Below are 17,170 nucleotides of genomic sequence, written 5' to 3'. Positions count from 1 at the left end.
GGGCATAAAGATAATCATAGCCAGATTGTTGTTACTATTGAGGTGAAACAAGGGATTATTAGTCGGGACGAAAGGAGCTCAATATGAAACGGTTCAAGATCAGAAAATCGGTATTATCGGTTGTGTTAATTTGTTTGACGATGGCAATGCTTGCTTGTGCGCCGGAATTACGAAAGCCTGTCAGCGCGATGGACACACCGGAACACCATAGTGTTGCCGGCCTGCGTTTACTCGAAGAGGACAAATATATAGAGGCAGAGCGGGAGTTCACTCTGGCCATCCAGATAGCCCCCGAGTTTTCTCAAGCCCATGCCGGGATTGCCTTGGTCAAGGCCTACACGGGTGATCATGACGCAGCCGCCGAGGCGATTAAAAAGGCCTGGAGCAATGCCAACACCAAAGAGGAAAAATTATTTGTACACATCGCGCGGATAAGACTTTTTTACAAGGGTATGAGCGGTAAATGGTTGGATGACGCCCGCGATGAATTCGAACGTGCTGTCAAGATTGACAAGCAGTCTTCAGCCGCTTATTACTATATGGGTATTGCCTACATATCGGTACAGGACTTTGAACAGGCCGGTCAGATGTTCCGGAAAGTTATTGATCTGAAGAAGGAATATGTAAAGGACGCCGATATCTCATGGAATCTGATCCAGAAGATCCTGCGGGCCATGCCCGGAACAGCAGCCGGTAAAAAGATTGCCCTCCTGCAGCGCATTACCCGGGCCGATGTGGCTGCCTTGTTTATGGAAGAGCTTAAAATTGACGTTTTATACAAGAAGCGCAGTATTAAAACGTTCGATACCTCTTTCAAGGATCCCGAGAAGGCGAAGAATGCCCCCGCAGCGGCAGCAATGCCCAAAGATATTGCCGATCATCCCTTAAAGGTAGATATAGAAGGAATTCTGGGAGTTGGCGTACGTGGGCTGGAGACTTACTCTGATGGTTTATTCCATCCAGGAGAGAATATTGATCGTGCTACTTATGCCATGATGCTGGAAGACATTCTCATCAAGGTGACGGGCGATAATACTTTGGCGACAAAATTTATCGGCCAGACCTCGCCTTTCCCGGATTTGCGCTCCGATCTTCCTTATTTCAACGCCGTTATGGTTGTTACCACAAGGCAGATCATGGGGGTAAAAGATTTTACGTCCGGGGAATTTGCGCCCTTAGGTGACGTGCCTGGCGTAGATGCGTTGCTTTATATCAGAAAAATCCAGGAAGAACTGAAATTCTGATCTTTTTTGCCGAGGGGACAGATGGGGAGGGGGCTGATTTCAAATCAGCCCCCTCCCCATCTGAATATCTGAATATATGAAATTATTGAGTAAATCTTTTGAACCGCATGGTTCTGAGGACAGTTATTATCAGAGCTGGGTCAGCGGCAATTTGTTTCATGCCGCGGACAGCAGTCCCAATAAACCCTATTGCATTGTCATCCCGCCTCCTAACGTTACAGGAATTCTGCACATGGGCCATGCCTTGAATAATGTCCTCCAGGACATTATGATCAGATACCGGCGCATGCAGGGTTACAACACGCTTTGGATGCCCGGTATGGATCACGCGGGTATCGCCACCCAGAATGTCGTGGAGCAGCAACTGGCGGCCGAAGGCATATCCCGGCATGATCTGGGCAGGGAAAAGTTTCTGGCCCGGGTTTGGGAATGGAAAGCCAAATCAGGCGGGACTATCATCAATCAGTTGAAAAGACTTGGTTGTTCCTGCGACTGGTCCAGGGAACGCTTTACGATGGATGAAGGTCTGTCCAGGGCGGTCCGGGAAGCCTTTGTGCGTTTATATAATGACGGTTTGATCTACCAAGGTGATTATATTGTTAACTGGTGTCCCCGCTGTCATACGGCCATTTCTGATCTGGAGGTGGAGTATACGGAGGAGCCGTCGTCACTTTGGTATATTCGGTATCCTCTTACCCAGGGCCGGGGCGAGATCGTGGTGGCAACAACGCGTCCGGAGACCATGCTTGGCGATACGGCCGTCGCCGTTAACCCCCATGACAAAAGGCACCAGGGCAAGATTGGCAAAACAGTCATGTTGCCGCTTGTTAATCGAGAAATACCCGTCATTGCCGATGACTATGTTTCCCTGGAATTCGGCACCGGCGCCGTGAAAATTACGCCGGCCTGCGACCCCAATGATTTCTCTATGGCCGAACGGCATCAACTGCCCATTCTGAAAATCATGAATGGAGACGCCGTTATCAACGCCGAGGGCGGCATTTATGAAGGGATGGACCGTTACGAGGCCCGAAAAAATATTATCAAGGATTTGGAAAGCGGCGGTTATCTGGATCACAAAGAGCCCTACAACCATAATATCGGGCGCTGCTATCGCTGTCATACGGATATTGAGCCAACCGTTTCCCGCCAGTGGTTCGTCAAGGTCAAGCCGTTGGCCAAGGCAGCCAGTAACGCGGTCACCAAGGGGAAAACAAGAATAATCCCTTCAATGTGGGAAAGCACCTATTATGAATGGATGAATAATATCCGTGACTGGTGCATTTCCCGGCAGATCTGGTGGGGCCATCGCATCCCCGTCTGGTATTGCGAATGCGGCAGGATTATTGTCGCCGCCGCTGAACCGCTTGCCTGCCCGGATTGTGGCAAAACGAACTTAAAGCAGGATGAAGATGTCCTCGATACCTGGTTCAGTTCCGCCCTTTGGCCATTTTCCACGCTGGGCTGGCCGGACGAAACGCCCGCCTTGAAAACCTTCTATCCAACTTCCCTGTTGATCACGGGCTTTGATATCCTCTTTTTCTGGGTTGCCCGGATGATGATGATGGGGCTTTACATTATGAAGGAAGTCCCTTTCCGCGATGTTTATCTCCATGCCCTCGTTCGCGACGAAAAAGGCGAAAAGATGAGCAAGTCCAAGGGCAACAGCATAGATCCCCTAAAAATGGTGGACAAGTTCGGCGCCGACGCCTTCCGGTTTACCCTGGCCGCTTTTACTGCTCAGGGCCGGGATGTGCGCATGTCCGAGGAGAGAATAGAGGGTTACAAATTTTTCGTAAACAAGATCTGGAACATGGCCAAGTTCGTTCAGATGAATATCGAAGATTATGACTCCGCATCGCCAGTCAACACCGGGGAATTATCGCTCGCTGACCGCTGGATCAAATCCCGTTTGAACGTAACTGTCGTGGAAGTAATCAAGGCTTTGGATGAGTATCGGTTTAATGAGGCGGCCGCAGCCATTTATCAGTTCATCTGGCATGAATTATGTGACTGGTACGTGGAATTAGTAAAACCGGTTCTTTATGGCAAGAGCCAGGCCGGATCGAGAAGGGCGGTTCAGAGCACGTTACTTCAGGTATTGGAGGCATCGCTCAAACTCCTGCACCCCTTCATGCCTTTTGTGAGCGAGGAAATATGGCAGCATTTGATCAGCAATGACGGTTACCTCATGGTCAGTGAATTTCCCGTCCCCAATGACACCGCTCGGGATGACGCTGCCGAGCAGGAAGTACGCAATATTGTGGAGATAATTACCGCCATCCGTAACATTCGTGGAGAAATGGGGATTGCCCCCTCTAAAAAGCTCAAGGTAATTATCCATGCCTCAGACGACAAATCCCGGTCTGTTATTTTAAGCGCGGAAGACTATATTTACCATTTAGCCAATCTGGTAGAGCTGACCATTGTTACCGCGGCAGTGGAAGCGAAAGAGGCGGCCACTGCCGTCGCGGCGGACATGATGATATATGTTCTCCTCGAAGGGCTCATTGATATTCCCGCCGAAAAGTTCAGGTTGGAAAAGGAAATTGCCAAGGTAGCCAAAGACCTGTCATTTGTTTCTAAGAAGCTCAGCAACAGCGATTTCCGCGCCAAAGCGGCCGAAGCAATTGTAAGTAAAGAGGAAGAAAAGTATCGCGATTTGATGGGGAAACATAATGTCCTGGAGGCGGCTTTAAAGAAATTTCAGGACATCGCCCAATCTGCCGCGGCTGCAATTATCTAAGACATTGGAAGCAATGATGAATGATGACCTGATGGCATATAAACCAGCGGTGCATAAATTGATCGCGATGGCCCTTGCCGAAGACATCGGTTCCGGGGATGTAACTACAGGCGGCGCCCTGAAGGGTAACGAAACAGGATTCGCAAAAGCGGTGGCGAAATCCGAGACGATTGTTGCCGGCATTAATGTCTTCCGGGAGTCATTTCTGTTTCTTGATCCGGACCTCCTATTTACCGCCTCGGTTGCAGACGGTGATAAAGTGCAGCAAGGTGATGTCATTGCCGTAATTCAGGGTCGGCTGGGGAGCATATTAATGGCCGAACGGACGGCGCTGAACTTTCTGCAAAGGATGTGCGGCATTGCCACCCACACGCGTCGCTTGGTAGAGGCCGTGAAAGACAGTGGCGTGAAAATCATTCATACCAGAAAAACTGCGCCGGGATTAAGAATCCTGGATACCTATGCTGTCCGCGTTGCCGGCGGTTACAGCCATCGTTTCGGTCTTTTTGACGGCGCCTTGATCAAGGAAAATCATATTGCCGCCGCCGGCAGCATTGCCGCGGCGGTAGCCAATGTGCGTCGCCGGGTGCCCATAACCGTCAAGATCGAGGTGGAAGTGGAAAATCTCCCACAGGTGGAAGAAGCACTTAGCGCTGGCGCCGATGTGATCATGTTTGACAATATGAGCATTGCCGATATGAAAAAAGCGGTAACAATTGTTGCGGGTCGGATCCCTTTGGAGGCATCTGGCAACGTGACGCTGGCTAATGTGAAAGAGATAGCCGGAACGGGGGTAAATTACATATCATCCGGGGCGCTTACCCATTCCGTGATGGCAGCGGACATATCTCTGCGGGTGGAATGCCGCGATGAGATACATTAGATGGACTTTAATGCGGAAAACCTGAACGCCGCTCTGTCGGGAAAAGCGATTGGCTCGCCGCTTTATTTTTCCCCCAGTGCGGACTCAACTAATTTACTGGCCTTCAAGTTGGCGGGGGAGGGGGCGCCGGAAGGAACGGTCATTATTGCCGACCATCAGACCTGTGGTCGGGGACGTATGCAGAGAGTGTGGCAGTCTCCGCCGGCTGTCAACCTCTATACATCCTTGATCCTTAGGCCTGCCTTGGCGGCGGCTTTATCCTCTCCCCTCACTGTCATGGCCGGAGTGGCCGTCGCCGAACTCCTAAACGGCTATTGCCCTCAACGGGTGCGGCTCAAGTGGCCGAATGATGTGCTGATCAATGATAAGAAAGTCAGCGGCATTCTGACGGAAATGAAAACGGCAGGTCATAAGGTTGAATTCGTCATTGTCGGGATCGGCATCAATATCAACATGCAAAAAAATGATTTCCCGCCGCCTCTCGAAGAGATTGCCACATCGCTTCGAATAGAGATGGGGAAGACGATTGATCGTGTCGGGTTGACAGTTAAGTTATTTGAAATTATGGCTGATTTATATCAGTTATTCCTCAAGGAAGGAATCAAACCCATCCGGGAATTGTGGTTGTCATCTTCGCAACTAATGGAAAGATGCGTCGGGGTAACCTTCGGAGAGGAAGTTTATCAGGGGATGGTCACGGGTATGGACGACGCGGGAGCGCTCATTATCAGGGATGGAAATGGTGAGCAACGCCGCGTCATCGCAGGCGATGTCAAGTTAATTGAAGGGTATAGAGGATAGCCAATGCTATTAGTCATGGATGTAGGAAACACCGATACCGTCTTGGGTGTGTACGATGGCGAAGAACTGGTGCATGACTGGAGAATCCGCACCAATGCCAGTCATACGGTAGATGAATACGGCATCCTTATTTACAATCTCTATAAGTCAAGCCGCCTCAGTTCGCAGGCGGTTACGGATATCATTATTTCCTGTGTCGTGCCGCCCATGCTGAATATCCTGGAACCTCTGTGCCGGAAATATTTTAATATCAAACCGATGATTGTTGGCCCGGGTATCAAGACGGGCATGCCGATTTTTTACGATAATCCGAAGGAAGTAGGCGCCGATCGCATTGTTAATGCCGTCGCCTGTTACAATAAGTATGCGCGGGACTTGATCGTCGTTGATTTCGGCACCGCCACCACTTTTGATTATATATCTCCCCAGGGTGAATATATGGGCGGATGCATCGCACCAGGGATCATGATCTCCACGGAAGCTCTGTTTGAACGCACCGCCAAACTGCCGCGAGTGGAACTTACCAAACCCAGGAACATTGTTGCCAAGGATACCGTGAGCAGCATGCAGGCCGGCATTATGTACGGCTATGCCGGCCTGGTGGACGGCATAGTGGGGCGTATGAAAAAGGAAGTGGACGGCAATCCTCTGGTGGTGGCGACAGGGGGGCTGGCAACTGTCATTGCTGCGCAGACGGCAACTATTGACGTAGTGGAACAGATGCTGACTTTAGATGGTTTGCGCATCATCTACAACATCAATGTCAAAAAGAGGGATTGTTCAGGTGATGGGGAAATATCAGGTAACATTCCATCCCAGCGAGAGAGCCATCTCCGTTGATGAAGGAGAGAACCTTCTTCAGGCGGCTATGGCCGCGGGGATACATATCAATGCCTCCTGCGGTGGCAATGCAAACTGCGGCAAATGCAAGGTCAGGATTAGCGGCGGTTTGGTCGCCTCGCCGCTGCATGCCAAGTTGTCCTCATTTGAGTACGCAGACGGCTATCGGCTGGCTTGCCTGACTTCCGTAATCGCTCCGGTGGATATCGAAATCCCTCCGGAATCGCAGGTTGACAGATCTACGCTGGCACTCAAGGGCGATCGGGGCCTTGCCTCTTATCTTCTTTCTCCAAAAGACATTTACCAATTAGTGCAGGGTTGGGATGTTGACCCTTCGGTATTTAAAATATATGTGGAATTAGAGCCTCCTTCTCTGGGCGATAATGTCAGCGATCTGACGCGCCTTATTCGTGCCATCAATCGCCAGCATGGCATTAACGGCATTTCCACCGACTTCCGGGTAATTATGAAATTAAGCCGCCTGCTGCGGGAGGCGGATTGGAAGGTAACCGTTACCCTGGTGCTGACCATAAAGGGAGCAAAATTAATCAACGTGGCGGCCGGAGACAATTGCCAGCAGAATTACTCGATCGTACTGGACATCGGCACCACCACTGTTTTCGGTCAGATCCTCAATCTTAACGAATGCAAGGTTGTCGCTTGCCCCGATGGTAACTGTAATGGCGCAACTCTCTTTGCCCTCGCCGAGGCCTCTGATTATAATGCCCAGATAAATTTCGGAGAAGACGTTATCACCCGGATCGTCCACTCTCAGAAACCGGGCGGTCTAATGAAGCTCCAGCAAACGGTGGTGGGAACGATCAATGGCATTATTGAAGAGCTTCTGAAAATGAGCGGCATTGATCGCGCCTTGATTTCCCATCTCGTCGTAGCCGGCAATACGACCATGACGCAATTGCTGTTGGGCGTTGACCCGAAGTATATCCGGGAGGCCCCCTATGTGCCCACCGCCAATTTTATCCCCCCGGTACGAGCGGTCCATCTGGGCATCAATATCGGCGAACATGTTTATATGTATATCTTTCCATCGGTGGCCAGTTATGTAGGCGGTGACGTAGTCGCCGGCGTACTCGGCTCCGGCATTTTCCAGCGGGAAGCCTTGACCCTTTACATGGATATTGGCACCAACGGGGAGATTGTTTTGGGAAACAAGGATTGGCTGGCCAGTGTTTCCTGCTCAGCGGGACCGGCCTTTGAGGGAGCAGGGATAAAATTCGGCATGCGGGCGACCCGCGGCGCCATTGAAGAAGTCAGTATCAACCCGCACACCTGTGAACCGATGATCTTGACCATCGGCCGCACCAGGCCACTCGGCATCTGCGGATCAGGCTTGATTGATATTGTAGCCGAACTGCTGGAGGCAGGCCTTATTGATCAAGATGGCAAGTTTCGCCTCGATCTTCCGACCGGGCGGGTAAGGAGGGGAGGGGACGGTTATGAATACGTGCTGGCCTACAAAGAACAAACGCAAATTCATGAAGATATTGTCCTGACGGAGATTGACATCGAAAACCTCATCCGTACCAAAGGTTCCATATATGCCGGTTGCAAGATACTACTGGAAAGTCTGGGCTTGGGTTTCAAGGATCTGGAGCAGGTCATTATAGCCGGCGGCTTTGGCCGACATCTCGATCTGGAAAAGGCTATTTTTATAGGTTTATTGCCGGAATTGGAGATCAGCAAATTCATCTTTGTCGGCAACGGTTCCCTGCTGGGTGCCCGGCTGCTTTCCTTTTCGCAAGATCTGCTTAAGGAAGCGGAAAGGATCTCACTCATGATGACCAATCTGGAATTGAGCAATCACGGCGGTTTCATGAATGAATTTATGGCGGCACTGTTTCTGCCCCACACTGATGCGTCAGCCTTTCCGAAGGTACAGGAGCGGCTGCATTTGAGCAGGGAAAATGCCCAAAAATCGTCATTCCGGTGAAAACCGGAATCCAGAACTTTGTTAAGGAGAAGTGCTGAGTGCTGAGGACTGAGTAATAGAAAGTACTCAGTCCTCAGTACTCGGAACTCAGCACTTTTTTAAGGGGCGGTATAGATCATGAGTTTTACCATCGCAGTATCGGGAAAAGGAGGAACGGGCAAGACTACCTTTGCGGGCATGGTCATTCGTTACCTCCTGGAAAAAAATAAAGGACCTGTCCTCGCGGTGGATGCCGACGCCAATGCCAATCTTAATGAAGTGCTGGGCATTGACGTCAAGACCACTATCGGCCAAATGCGCGAGGCGATGAAAGAGGAAGTTCCCGCCGGCATGACGAAAGATGTGTGGTTTGAATATAAGGTTCAGGAAGCCTTGACGGAAGCCAGGGGTTTTGATCTGCTGGCAATGGGGCGACCGGAAGGCGCGGGTTGCTACTGCGCTGCCAATACCCTTGCCAGGAAGTACATAGATATGTTGACGGCAAACTACCCTTATATTGTTATTGACAACGAAGCGGGAATGGAGCATTTCAGCCGCCTGACAACTCAGGATGTGGATCTGCTTTTTATCATGTCCGATTCCAGCCGCCGCGGCATTATTACGGCGGCCCGCATCCGCGATCTGATCAGAGAGCTCAAGTTGAATATCACCAAAGATGTACTGGTCTTGAATCGCCTGACAGGCCCCCTGCAGGATGATACCAGGGAAGAAATTGGCAGGAGGGGACTGGTGCTCGCAGGCGTTATCCCTGTTGACGATGAAATCAGCCGCTTTGACCATAGCGGGACGCCTACTTTTCAGCTTCCCGCGTCCGTTCCAGCGATACAGGCGGCATGGCGCATTTTTGATCAGTATATTTTATAATAGAGAAGGAAATGCAGGATATGACGGCAAAGTTAATCAACGGCAATGAGATTGCTGCGCAGATCAGGGAAGAGATCAAGGAAGAGACGGCGCAGCTCAAGGAAGCAAGTAATGTCGTTCCGGGTCTGGTAACGATTCTGGTGGGGCAAAACCCCGCCTCCATCAGCTATGTGACCGCCAAACAGAAGGCATCCAGGGAACTGGGATTTTACTCTTTGCAGGACAACCAGCCTCCGGATGTCGCCGAAACGGATTTACTGGCCTTGATTGAGAAGTATAATCAGGATCCGAAAATCCACGGTATATTAGTGCAACTCCCCTTGCCGGAGCATGTCAATGAAACAAGAGTCCTCTGTGCCATTGATCCCCGGAAGGATGTGGACGGATTTCATCCCGTCAATTTGGGTAAACTAATGATCGGCGCGGCTGATTATCTTCCCTGCACACCAGCCGGGATTCAGCAGTTGCTCATGCGTACGGGAGTAGAAACGAGCGGCGCCGAAGTGGTTGTCGTCGGCCGTTCGAACATTGTGGGCAAGCCCATCGCCAATATCCTTTTACAGAAACAGAAAGGGGCTAATGCCACGGTAACCATCTGCCATACCGGTTCCAAAGACATCGCCTTTCATACCCGGCGGGCGGACATCCTGATCGTTGCGGCCGGCAAGCCCAACGCCATCACGGCTGATATGGTGAAAGAAGGCGCCGTTGTGATTGATGTGGGGGTGAACAGGATTGGTATGACTGCGGAAGGCAAGGCCAGGCTGTGCGGCGATGTTGATTTTGCCTCCGTGAAAGAAAAGGCCGGCGCCATTACCCCTGTTCCAGGCGGAGTTGGTCCCATGACCATTACGATGCTCATGATGAATACCGTTAAGGCGGCCAAATTGGCAGCAGGCATAAAGGAGTAGAATAATGACATTCACAATACCGAAAGCGGTCTATACGGGAAAGATCAAGGAAGTAGTATTGGGAAAAGGCGCCAGAGCCGTGACCGTGGGGGGAGAAACATCCTATCCCTTTCATCTTTTTGAAGGAGAGATGCCCCACGCCCCGAGAATTGCCATCGAGGTTTACGATGTAGCGCCTGATAATTGGGCGGCGGCGGCATTAGAGCCCTATCTCGACGTTATTAATGATCCGGTAGCGTGGGCGCAGAAGGCGGTAGATGTTTACGGCGCTGAACTGATAGCTTTGCAGCTCGTCAGTACGGATCCTAATGGTCTCAACAAATCGAGCGAAGAGGCAACGGAGACAGCCAAAAAAGTGGCCGCGGCGGTTGATGTCCCGGTCGTTGTTTATGGAAGCGGTAACTCCGATAAGGATTCTGATTTACTACGCAAAGTTGCCGAAGCAAGCGACGGGATGAATCTGGTCCTCGGTCCGGTGGTAGCGGACAACTACAAGCAGATCGGCGCCGGCGCGATTGCCTATAAGCATACCGTCTCTGCCAACACGCCGATAGATATTAACCTGGCCAAGCAGCTCAACATACTTCTCGGCAATCTTGGCGTGCCGGATCGTCAACTCATAGTAGATCCAACTACCGGAGGCTTGGGTTACGGAATCGAATATACCTACTCGGTAATGGAGCGCGATCGTATGGCCGCTCTTACCCAACAGGACGAGAGACTGCAATTCCCCATCATCTGCAACCTGGCCGGGGAGGTCTGGAAGACCAAAGAGGCCAAGGCCAAAACAGAAGACGCCCCCCACCTCGGGGATGCTACCCGACGGGGCATCATCATGGAGGCCATGACCGCGACCCTGCTTCTTCTGGCCGGGGCGGATGTGCTGGTGATGAGACACCCCGAAGCGGTACGGCTGGTGCGAGAGATGATCAATGATTTTACCGCGTAAAGAACCCTTTACGGCTCATGGCCTGGAAATATAAGGAGAAGTGCTGAGTGCTGAGGACTGAGCAAAAGAAAGTACTCAGCACTTTTTTAAGGAGGAGCGTAGATGTCGGACGAGATAAAAGACAAGATAAGGCCCCTGGAGAAGGAAAAGAAACAGATTAAACCGGAAGAAAAGTCGGTGGATCAGGCTACCATCAAGATGCTCTACAAGGCACAGGCCGATGGGGTGGAGACCATATTTGATCGTGCCGAAAACATGAAACCGTGCAATATCGGCGCCCAGGGCACCTGCTGCAAGCTATGCGCCCAGGGGCCCTGCCGCCTGCCCCTGACCAAAAACTCCCCCATCCCCCCCTTTACCAAAGGGGGTTTAAGGGGGGATTTGGAAAATACAGAGGGAAAAGATACCCGGCAGGGGCTATGCGGCGCCACGCCGGAAACAATTGCGGCCCGAAATTTTTCCCGGATGGTGGCCGCCGGCTCGGCCTCTCATTCCGACCACGGTCGCACCGTCGCCGCGGTATTCCTGGCGGCAGCCCGTCGCGAATCGCCGGATTATGACATTGTGGATGAGAAAAAACTGCGGGCGATTGCCCCGGACTTCGGCGTGGCCATCAGCGTCACAGTTGATAGTGTGGCAACACCGCGGAATAAATACGAAATCGCTGTGGAGGTCGGGGAAAAAGCCTTGGGTGAATGGGGCAAACAGGAGGGTGAAATCTATTACGCCAAACGCGCTCCGCAGGCGCGGTATGACCTATGGAAGAAACTGGACATTATCCCCCGGGGAATAGACAGGGAGATCGTCGAGATCATGCACCGGACCCATATGGGGGTAGATCAGGATTACCAGAACCTTGTCAAACAGTGTTTCCGCGCCGCCCTGGCGGATGGCTGGGCCGGTTCGATGATTGCCACTGATTTGCAGGATGTCATGTTCGGCACTCCCAAGCCCATTCTCGGTGAGATCAACCTCGGTGTCCTGAAGGAAGACCACGTAAATATTATCGTCCATGGTCATGAGGCGTTGCTGCCGGAGATGATCGTGGCGGCCGTACGGGATCCTGAGATGCTTGACTATGCGAAAAGCAAGGGCGCCAAAGGCATTGTCCTGGCCGGTATGTGCTGTACGGCCAATGAAATTCTGCTCCGCCACGGACTGCCCATTGCCGGGAACTTCCTGCAGCAGGAACTGGCTATCGTTACCGGCGTGGTGGATGCCATGACGGTGGATGTCCAGTGTATCATGGAAAGCCTGGCCAATGTCTGCGCCTGCTACCATACGAAGCTTATCACCACCAATACACGCTGCAAAATCGCCTCTGGCGCAACGATCCATGTGGAGTTTGACGAACATAACGCCCTGGCAGATGCCAAAAAGATAGTGAAGATTGCCATTGACAACTTCCCCAATCGTCGCGGGGAAGCGATGATCCCCCGGGAGAAAGAGAAGATGGTCGTGGGTTTCAGCTACGAGGCCATAGAGTATAACCTGGGCGGAACCTTCCGCGGCTCTTATGTCCCCCTGAATGACAACATCATCAATGGACGGATCCGGGGTATCGCCGCCATTGTGGGATGCAACAATGCCCGGACGATGCACGACAACGCCCATTTGATTCTGGCTAAGGAGCTGCTCAAAAATGACGTAATTATCCTGACTACGGGCTGTGCCGCCATGGCCTTCGGCAAGGCGGGCCTTTTGACACCCGAGGCGGCGATGGTCTATTGTGGACCCGGTCTGGCGGAAGTTTGTGAGACCGTGGGCATCCCCCCGATTCTGCACATGGGTTCCTGCGTGGATAACAGCCGGATGCTCTCGGCTGCCTCCGCAGTAGTGGCTGCGGGAGGCCTGGGCAACGATCTGAGCGATCTGCCGTTGGCGGGGTGCGCCCCCGAATGGATGAGTGAAAAGGCGGTGGCCATCGGACATTATTTTGTCGGCAGCGGTGTATATGTCATCTTCGGCGCCGGTCTGCCCATTGATGGGTCGCCTGTATTCAAGGATTACCTCTTCAATGGTTTGGAAAAGATAGTGGGCGGCAAATGGGATGTGGTTTCGGATCCCTACGAAATGGCCCGCCGGATGCTGGCCCACATTGACAAGAAGCGCAAGGCCTTAGGTATTGACAAGGCCCGTGAACGGGTCCTGATGGATATGGCGGATCGGCAGAAGCTGGCCGCGGGGTAAATGCAAATGCTGAGTGCTGAGGATTGAGTAAAAGAAAGTACTCAGCACTCAGTACTCAGTACTCAGTACTCGGAACTCAGCACTTTTTTAAGGAGGATGCAGCATGTCCAAATTAGTTGCCTTTGCCGCCATTCAGGGCGCATACAATATCGTTTCCAAGGCCGAGGGTAAATTGAAGAAGGCCTTGGAAAAATACGGACCTGAACAGAAACTGGAATTTCCCAATACCGCCTATTACCTGCCCATTATCTATTCGATTCTGGGCATCCCGGTCAAGACCCTGGGCGATGCCAGGAAACCTATGGAAATCTGTCGGGGTCTGCTCCCGTCCCACATAAAGAATGTTTATCACCTGCCCTACCTTGGCCCCCTGCTGGATGCCGGCATGGCGGCCATCCTGGCCGAGGAAATAGTGGAGGCCATTCGCTATATCGAGGATCCCGATTTTTACCTCACGAGCGAGGAGATTGACGAGGTCTCCGGCAAGATCTGGCTGGGCGCTGCCGGGGACGTGATCTTCCGGAAGCGGGGGATCGAATTTGTGGACGGCTCCGCCCCGGGCTTTGCTGCCATTGTGGGCGCCGCCCCCGATCCCGGAACGGCAAAGATGATTGCCGAGGAATATCAGAAAAAGAACCTCTATGTATTCATGGCCGGCAACCAGAACGGCACCACCTTCTCGGAGCAGCTCCGCGAAGCAGGGGTGCAGATCGGCTGGAACACCCGTCTGGTCCCCTTCGGACCGGATATCTCCGCCGCCGTCTTCGCCCTGGGTTTTGCCAACCGGGCTGCCATGGCCTTTGGCGGGGTGCAACCAGGCGACGCCAAGAAGATGCTTCTTTACAATAAGGACCGGATATTTGCCTTTGTCAACGCCCTGGGCGATGTAGGCGCCGAGTGGGCGGCCAACGCTGCGGGTTGCGTGAACTGGGGCTTCCCCACCATCGCCGATACGGATATCCCGGAAATCCTGCCCACGGGCGTGTGTACCTATGAACATGTGGTGGCCAATGTCCCTCACGACCAGATAGTCCAGCGGTCCGTCGAGGTAAGGGGCCTGAAGGTTACGGTGTCCAATGTCCCGGTGCCGGTCGCCTATGGACCGGCCTTTGAAGGCGAACGGGTCCGCGGCGAGGATATCTATCTGGAGTGCGGCGGTGGCCGGACCCAGGCTGTGGAGTGGGTTACCTCCATGAGCATCGCCGAAGTCGAAGACGGCAGGGTAGAGGTTATCGGTCCCGATCTGGATCAACTCACTCCGCCGGCCCAGCTCCCCTTAGCCATTGTGGCGGAGGTGGCGGGCCGGAAGATGCAGGAGGATTTCGAGCCTATCCTGGAACGTCAGATTCACCACCTGATCAATTATGCCCAAGGTATCATGCATATTGGTCAGCGGGATATTGCCTGGTTGAGGGTCGGCAAGGCCGCGGTGGATAAGGGGTTCCGCCTGGCCGATATTGGCCGGATCCTTCATGCCAGGTTCCACCAGGATTTCGGAGCCATCTTCGACAAGGTGCAGGTAAAGATCTATACGGAAAAGGCAAAGGTGAGCGAGCTTGTGACCAAGGCCCGGACAGTTTACGCCAAGCGGGACGCCCGGGTGGAGGGCATGACCGACGAGACCACCGATACTTTCTACTCCTGCACCCTCTGCCAGTCCTTTGCCCCCAGCCACGTCTGCGTTATCAGCCCCGAACGGACCGGGCTCTGCGGCGCCTATAACTGGATGGACTGCAAGGCCTCCTTCGAGATCAATCCTACGGGACCAAACCAGCCTGTACCCAAGGGAGAAACACTTAACGATCGCTACGGCCAGTGGAAGGGCGTAAACGACTTTGTGTTCAACGCTTCCCGGCAGAAGATCGAAGCGGTGAGCATGTACAGCCTCATGAACGATCCCATGACCACCTGCGGATGCTGCGAATGTATCGCCGCCGTTATGCCCATGTGCAATGGCATCATGACAGTGAACCGTGATTTCAACGGCATGACCCCCTCCGGAATGAAGTTCTCCACCCTGGCCGGAACAGCCGGCGGCGGCGGCGTCACGCCCGGATTCCTCGGTCACAGCAAGTACAATATCACCCAGCGCAAGTGGGTGACAGGCGACGGAGGATTGCCAAGATTAGTGTGGATGCCCAAGATACTCAAAGAGGAGCTGAGGGAGCGATTGGAGAAACGGGCGGCCGAACTGGGAATTGCCAATTTTGTTGATATGATCGCCGATGAGACGATCGGGGTCACAGAAGATGAGATTCTGCCGTTCTTGACGGAAAAGAACCACCCGGCGCTTACCATGGAATCAATACTGGGATAGTGTCTAATAGATCATATAAAGGAAGAGTGCTAAGTGCTGAGGACTAAGTAAAAGAAAGTACTCAGCACTCAGTACTCGGAACTCAGCACTTTTTTAAGCTGGAAGGAGAGTAGAAATGGCTCTGACGGGGATTCAGATATTTAAGTTATTGCCCAAAACAAACTGCGGTGAATGCGGGGTGCCTACCTGTCTGGCCTTTGCCATGAATCTGGCGGCAGCCAAGGCGGAATTAGCCTCATGCCCGCATATATCAGAGGAATCAAGTGCTCAGCTTTCGGAAGCATCGGCGCCGCCCATTCGACCGATTGCTTTTGGCCCGGGCGATAACGTGGTGAAAATCGGCGGCGAAACGGTTCTTTTCCGTCATGAAAAAACCTTCGTCAACAAACCGGGGTTCGCTATTCTCATTAGCGATGCCATGGCCGCAGACGAGGTCGCGGGTCGGATCAAACGCTTTAAGGAATTGCGGTATGAGTGGATTGGACTCGTGCTGCGTCCCGAGATGATCGCCCTCAAGAATGAATCCGGGGATGCCGGCAAGTATGAAGCGCTGGTCAAAAAGGTCATGGATGAGACGGATGCCGCTTTGGTCCTCATGAGCACCAATGTGGAGGCCATGACGGCTGCGGTCAAGGTATCGGCAGCTCGCCTGCCGCTGATTTACGCCGCTACCGATGGCAACAGCGATGCGCTGGCGGCCTTAGCCAGGGAATACAAATGTCCGCTGGCTGCCAGGGCCGATAATATGGATAGCCTGAGCGCTCTGACGGATAAACTGAGTGCGGCCGGAATAAAGGACATCGTCCTGGACACCGGCGCCCGAACAGTGCGTCGCGCCTTCGAGGATCAGGTATTTTTACGCCGCGCCGCCCTGGTGCAGAAGAATCGCTCCCTGGGATTTCCCACGATCACCTTCCCCTGCGAAATGACGGCCAATCCAGCTAAGGAGGCGCTCATAGCTGCCATGTTCATAGCCAAATATGCTGGAATTATAGTTCTTTCCGACTTCCAGGGAGAAGTCTTATTCCCCCTTTTAGTCTCGCGACTCAATATCTACACCGACCCGCAACGTCCGATGATGATGAAGCAGGGCATCTATCCGATCGGCAATCCCACGGAGGATTCCCCCGTACTGATTACCACCAATTTTGCTTTGACCTACTTTATCGTGTCCGGTGAAATAGAGGCGAGCCGCGTGTCGAGCTGGCTTTTGGTCATGGACACGGAAGGACTGTCCGTTCTTACCGCCTGGGCTGCCGGTAAATTTGTCGGTGATGCTATTGGCCAGTTTGTCAAGAAATGTGGCATTACCGAGCGAGTCAAGCATAAGAAGCTCATCATTCCTGGATTTGTGGCCGCCGTCAGCGGCGATCTGGAAGAGGAACTGGGACCGGAATGGGAAGTGAAGATCGGGCCGCGCGAAGCTGCTCACCTGGCACCGTTCCTGAAAATGGGCGTTTAGTAATTAGAAATT

Annotated in this window: 12 protein-coding genes; all 12 read left to right on the top strand. The window is 52.8% G+C overall.

What is annotated here, in order from left to right:
- The first annotated feature begins 83 nt into the window (after nt 1–83).
- Entirely contained in the window at nt 84–1,244 is a 1,161-nt protein-coding gene (locus tag NT140_00425; protein MCX5830356.1) for a hypothetical protein, read from the top strand.
- A 76-nt stretch (nt 1,245–1,320) separates the two neighbouring features.
- Complete coding sequence (locus NT140_00420; GenBank protein ID MCX5830355.1) at nt 1,321–3,990, top strand: valine--tRNA ligase; 2,670 nt, start codon at nt 1,321–1,323, stop codon at nt 3,988–3,990.
- 31 nt (nt 3,991–4,021) lie between these two features.
- The gene (gene nadC / locus NT140_00415; GenBank protein ID MCX5830354.1) at nt 4,022–4,873 is read left to right on the top strand and encodes a carboxylating nicotinate-nucleotide diphosphorylase; all 852 of its coding nucleotides are present in this window, start codon (nt 4,022–4,024) and stop codon (nt 4,871–4,873) included.
- On the top strand, nt 4,874–5,674 hold the full coding sequence (locus tag NT140_00410) for a biotin--[acetyl-CoA-carboxylase] ligase (protein MCX5830353.1): 801 nt from the start codon (nt 4,874–4,876) through the stop codon (nt 5,672–5,674). It abuts the gene before it with no gap.
- A gap of 3 nt (nt 5,675–5,677) precedes the next feature.
- Nucleotides 5,678–6,514: a type III pantothenate kinase gene (locus NT140_00405; protein ID MCX5830352.1), complete on the top strand. Its 837-nt coding sequence runs from the start codon at nt 5,678–5,680 to the stop codon at nt 6,512–6,514.
- Nucleotides 6,462–8,465, top strand: coding sequence for an ASKHA domain-containing protein (locus tag NT140_00400; GenBank protein ID MCX5830351.1), 2,004 nt, complete (start codon nt 6,462–6,464; stop codon nt 8,463–8,465). The genes NT140_00405 and NT140_00400 overlap by 53 nt, the downstream gene beginning before the upstream one ends.
- 117 nt (nt 8,466–8,582) lie before the next feature.
- Entirely contained in the window at nt 8,583–9,329 is a 747-nt protein-coding gene (locus tag NT140_00395) for an AAA family ATPase (protein ID MCX5830350.1), read from the top strand.
- Nucleotides 9,330–9,349: 20 nt separating this feature from the next.
- Entirely contained in the window at nt 9,350–10,240 is an 891-nt protein-coding gene (locus NT140_00390; protein MCX5830349.1) for a bifunctional 5,10-methylene-tetrahydrofolate dehydrogenase/5,10-methylene-tetrahydrofolate cyclohydrolase, read from the top strand.
- Between the two features lie 4 nt (nt 10,241–10,244).
- Nucleotides 10,245–11,189 (top strand): acetyl-CoA decarbonylase/synthase complex subunit delta, encoded by a 945-nt coding sequence (locus NT140_00385; GenBank protein MCX5830348.1) that lies wholly within the window; start codon nt 10,245–10,247, stop codon nt 11,187–11,189.
- A gap of 102 nt (nt 11,190–11,291) precedes the next feature.
- The gene (gene cooS / locus NT140_00380) at nt 11,292–13,379 is read left to right on the top strand and encodes an anaerobic carbon-monoxide dehydrogenase catalytic subunit (GenBank protein ID MCX5830347.1); all 2,088 of its coding nucleotides are present in this window, start codon (nt 11,292–11,294) and stop codon (nt 13,377–13,379) included.
- Nucleotides 13,380–13,482: 103 nt separating this feature from the next.
- The gene (gene acsB, locus NT140_00375; GenBank protein ID MCX5830346.1) at nt 13,483–15,696 is read left to right on the top strand and encodes an acetyl-CoA decarbonylase/synthase complex subunit alpha/beta; all 2,214 of its coding nucleotides are present in this window, start codon (nt 13,483–13,485) and stop codon (nt 15,694–15,696) included.
- 115 nt (nt 15,697–15,811) lie between these two features.
- Complete coding sequence (acsC, locus tag NT140_00370; GenBank protein MCX5830345.1) at nt 15,812–17,158, top strand: acetyl-CoA decarbonylase/synthase complex subunit gamma; 1,347 nt, start codon at nt 15,812–15,814, stop codon at nt 17,156–17,158.
- Nucleotides 17,159–17,170: the final 12 nt, after the last annotated feature.

It is taken from the genome of Deltaproteobacteria bacterium (genome assembly GCA_026388415.1).
Lineage (GTDB): Bacteria > Desulfobacterota > Syntrophia > Syntrophales > JACQWR01 > JAPLJV01.
The sequence above is the reverse complement of the archived record's forward strand: the minus strand, read 5'-3'. Positions and strand labels throughout refer to the sequence as shown.

Excerpts from the sequence above, each read along its gene's own strand:
- NT140_00385 (MCX5830348.1), top strand. The coding sequence starts at position 10,245 with ATGACATTCACAATACCGAAAGCGGTCTATACGGGAAAGATCAAGGAA.
- NT140_00425 (MCX5830356.1), top strand. The coding sequence starts at position 84 with ATGAAACGGTTCAAGATCAGAAAATCGGTATTATCGGTTGTGTTAATT.
- acsB (MCX5830346.1), top strand. The coding sequence starts at position 13,483 with ATGTCCAAATTAGTTGCCTTTGCCGCCATTCAGGGCGCATACAATATC.
- NT140_00390 (MCX5830349.1), top strand. The coding sequence starts at position 9,350 with ATGACGGCAAAGTTAATCAACGGCAATGAGATTGCTGCGCAGATCAGG.
- NT140_00395 (MCX5830350.1), top strand. The coding sequence starts at position 8,583 with ATGAGTTTTACCATCGCAGTATCGGGAAAAGGAGGAACGGGCAAGACT.
- cooS (MCX5830347.1), top strand. The coding sequence starts at position 11,292 with ATGTCGGACGAGATAAAAGACAAGATAAGGCCCCTGGAGAAGGAAAAG.
- NT140_00420 (MCX5830355.1), top strand. The coding sequence starts at position 1,321 with ATGAAATTATTGAGTAAATCTTTTGAACCGCATGGTTCTGAGGACAGT.
- NT140_00410 (MCX5830353.1), top strand. The coding sequence starts at position 4,874 with ATGGACTTTAATGCGGAAAACCTGAACGCCGCTCTGTCGGGAAAAGCG.
- nadC (MCX5830354.1), top strand. The coding sequence starts at position 4,022 with ATGGCATATAAACCAGCGGTGCATAAATTGATCGCGATGGCCCTTGCC.
- NT140_00400 (MCX5830351.1), top strand. The coding sequence starts at position 6,462 with ATGGGGAAATATCAGGTAACATTCCATCCCAGCGAGAGAGCCATCTCC.
- acsC (MCX5830345.1), top strand. The coding sequence starts at position 15,812 with ATGGCTCTGACGGGGATTCAGATATTTAAGTTATTGCCCAAAACAAAC.
- NT140_00405 (MCX5830352.1), top strand. The coding sequence starts at position 5,678 with ATGCTATTAGTCATGGATGTAGGAAACACCGATACCGTCTTGGGTGTG.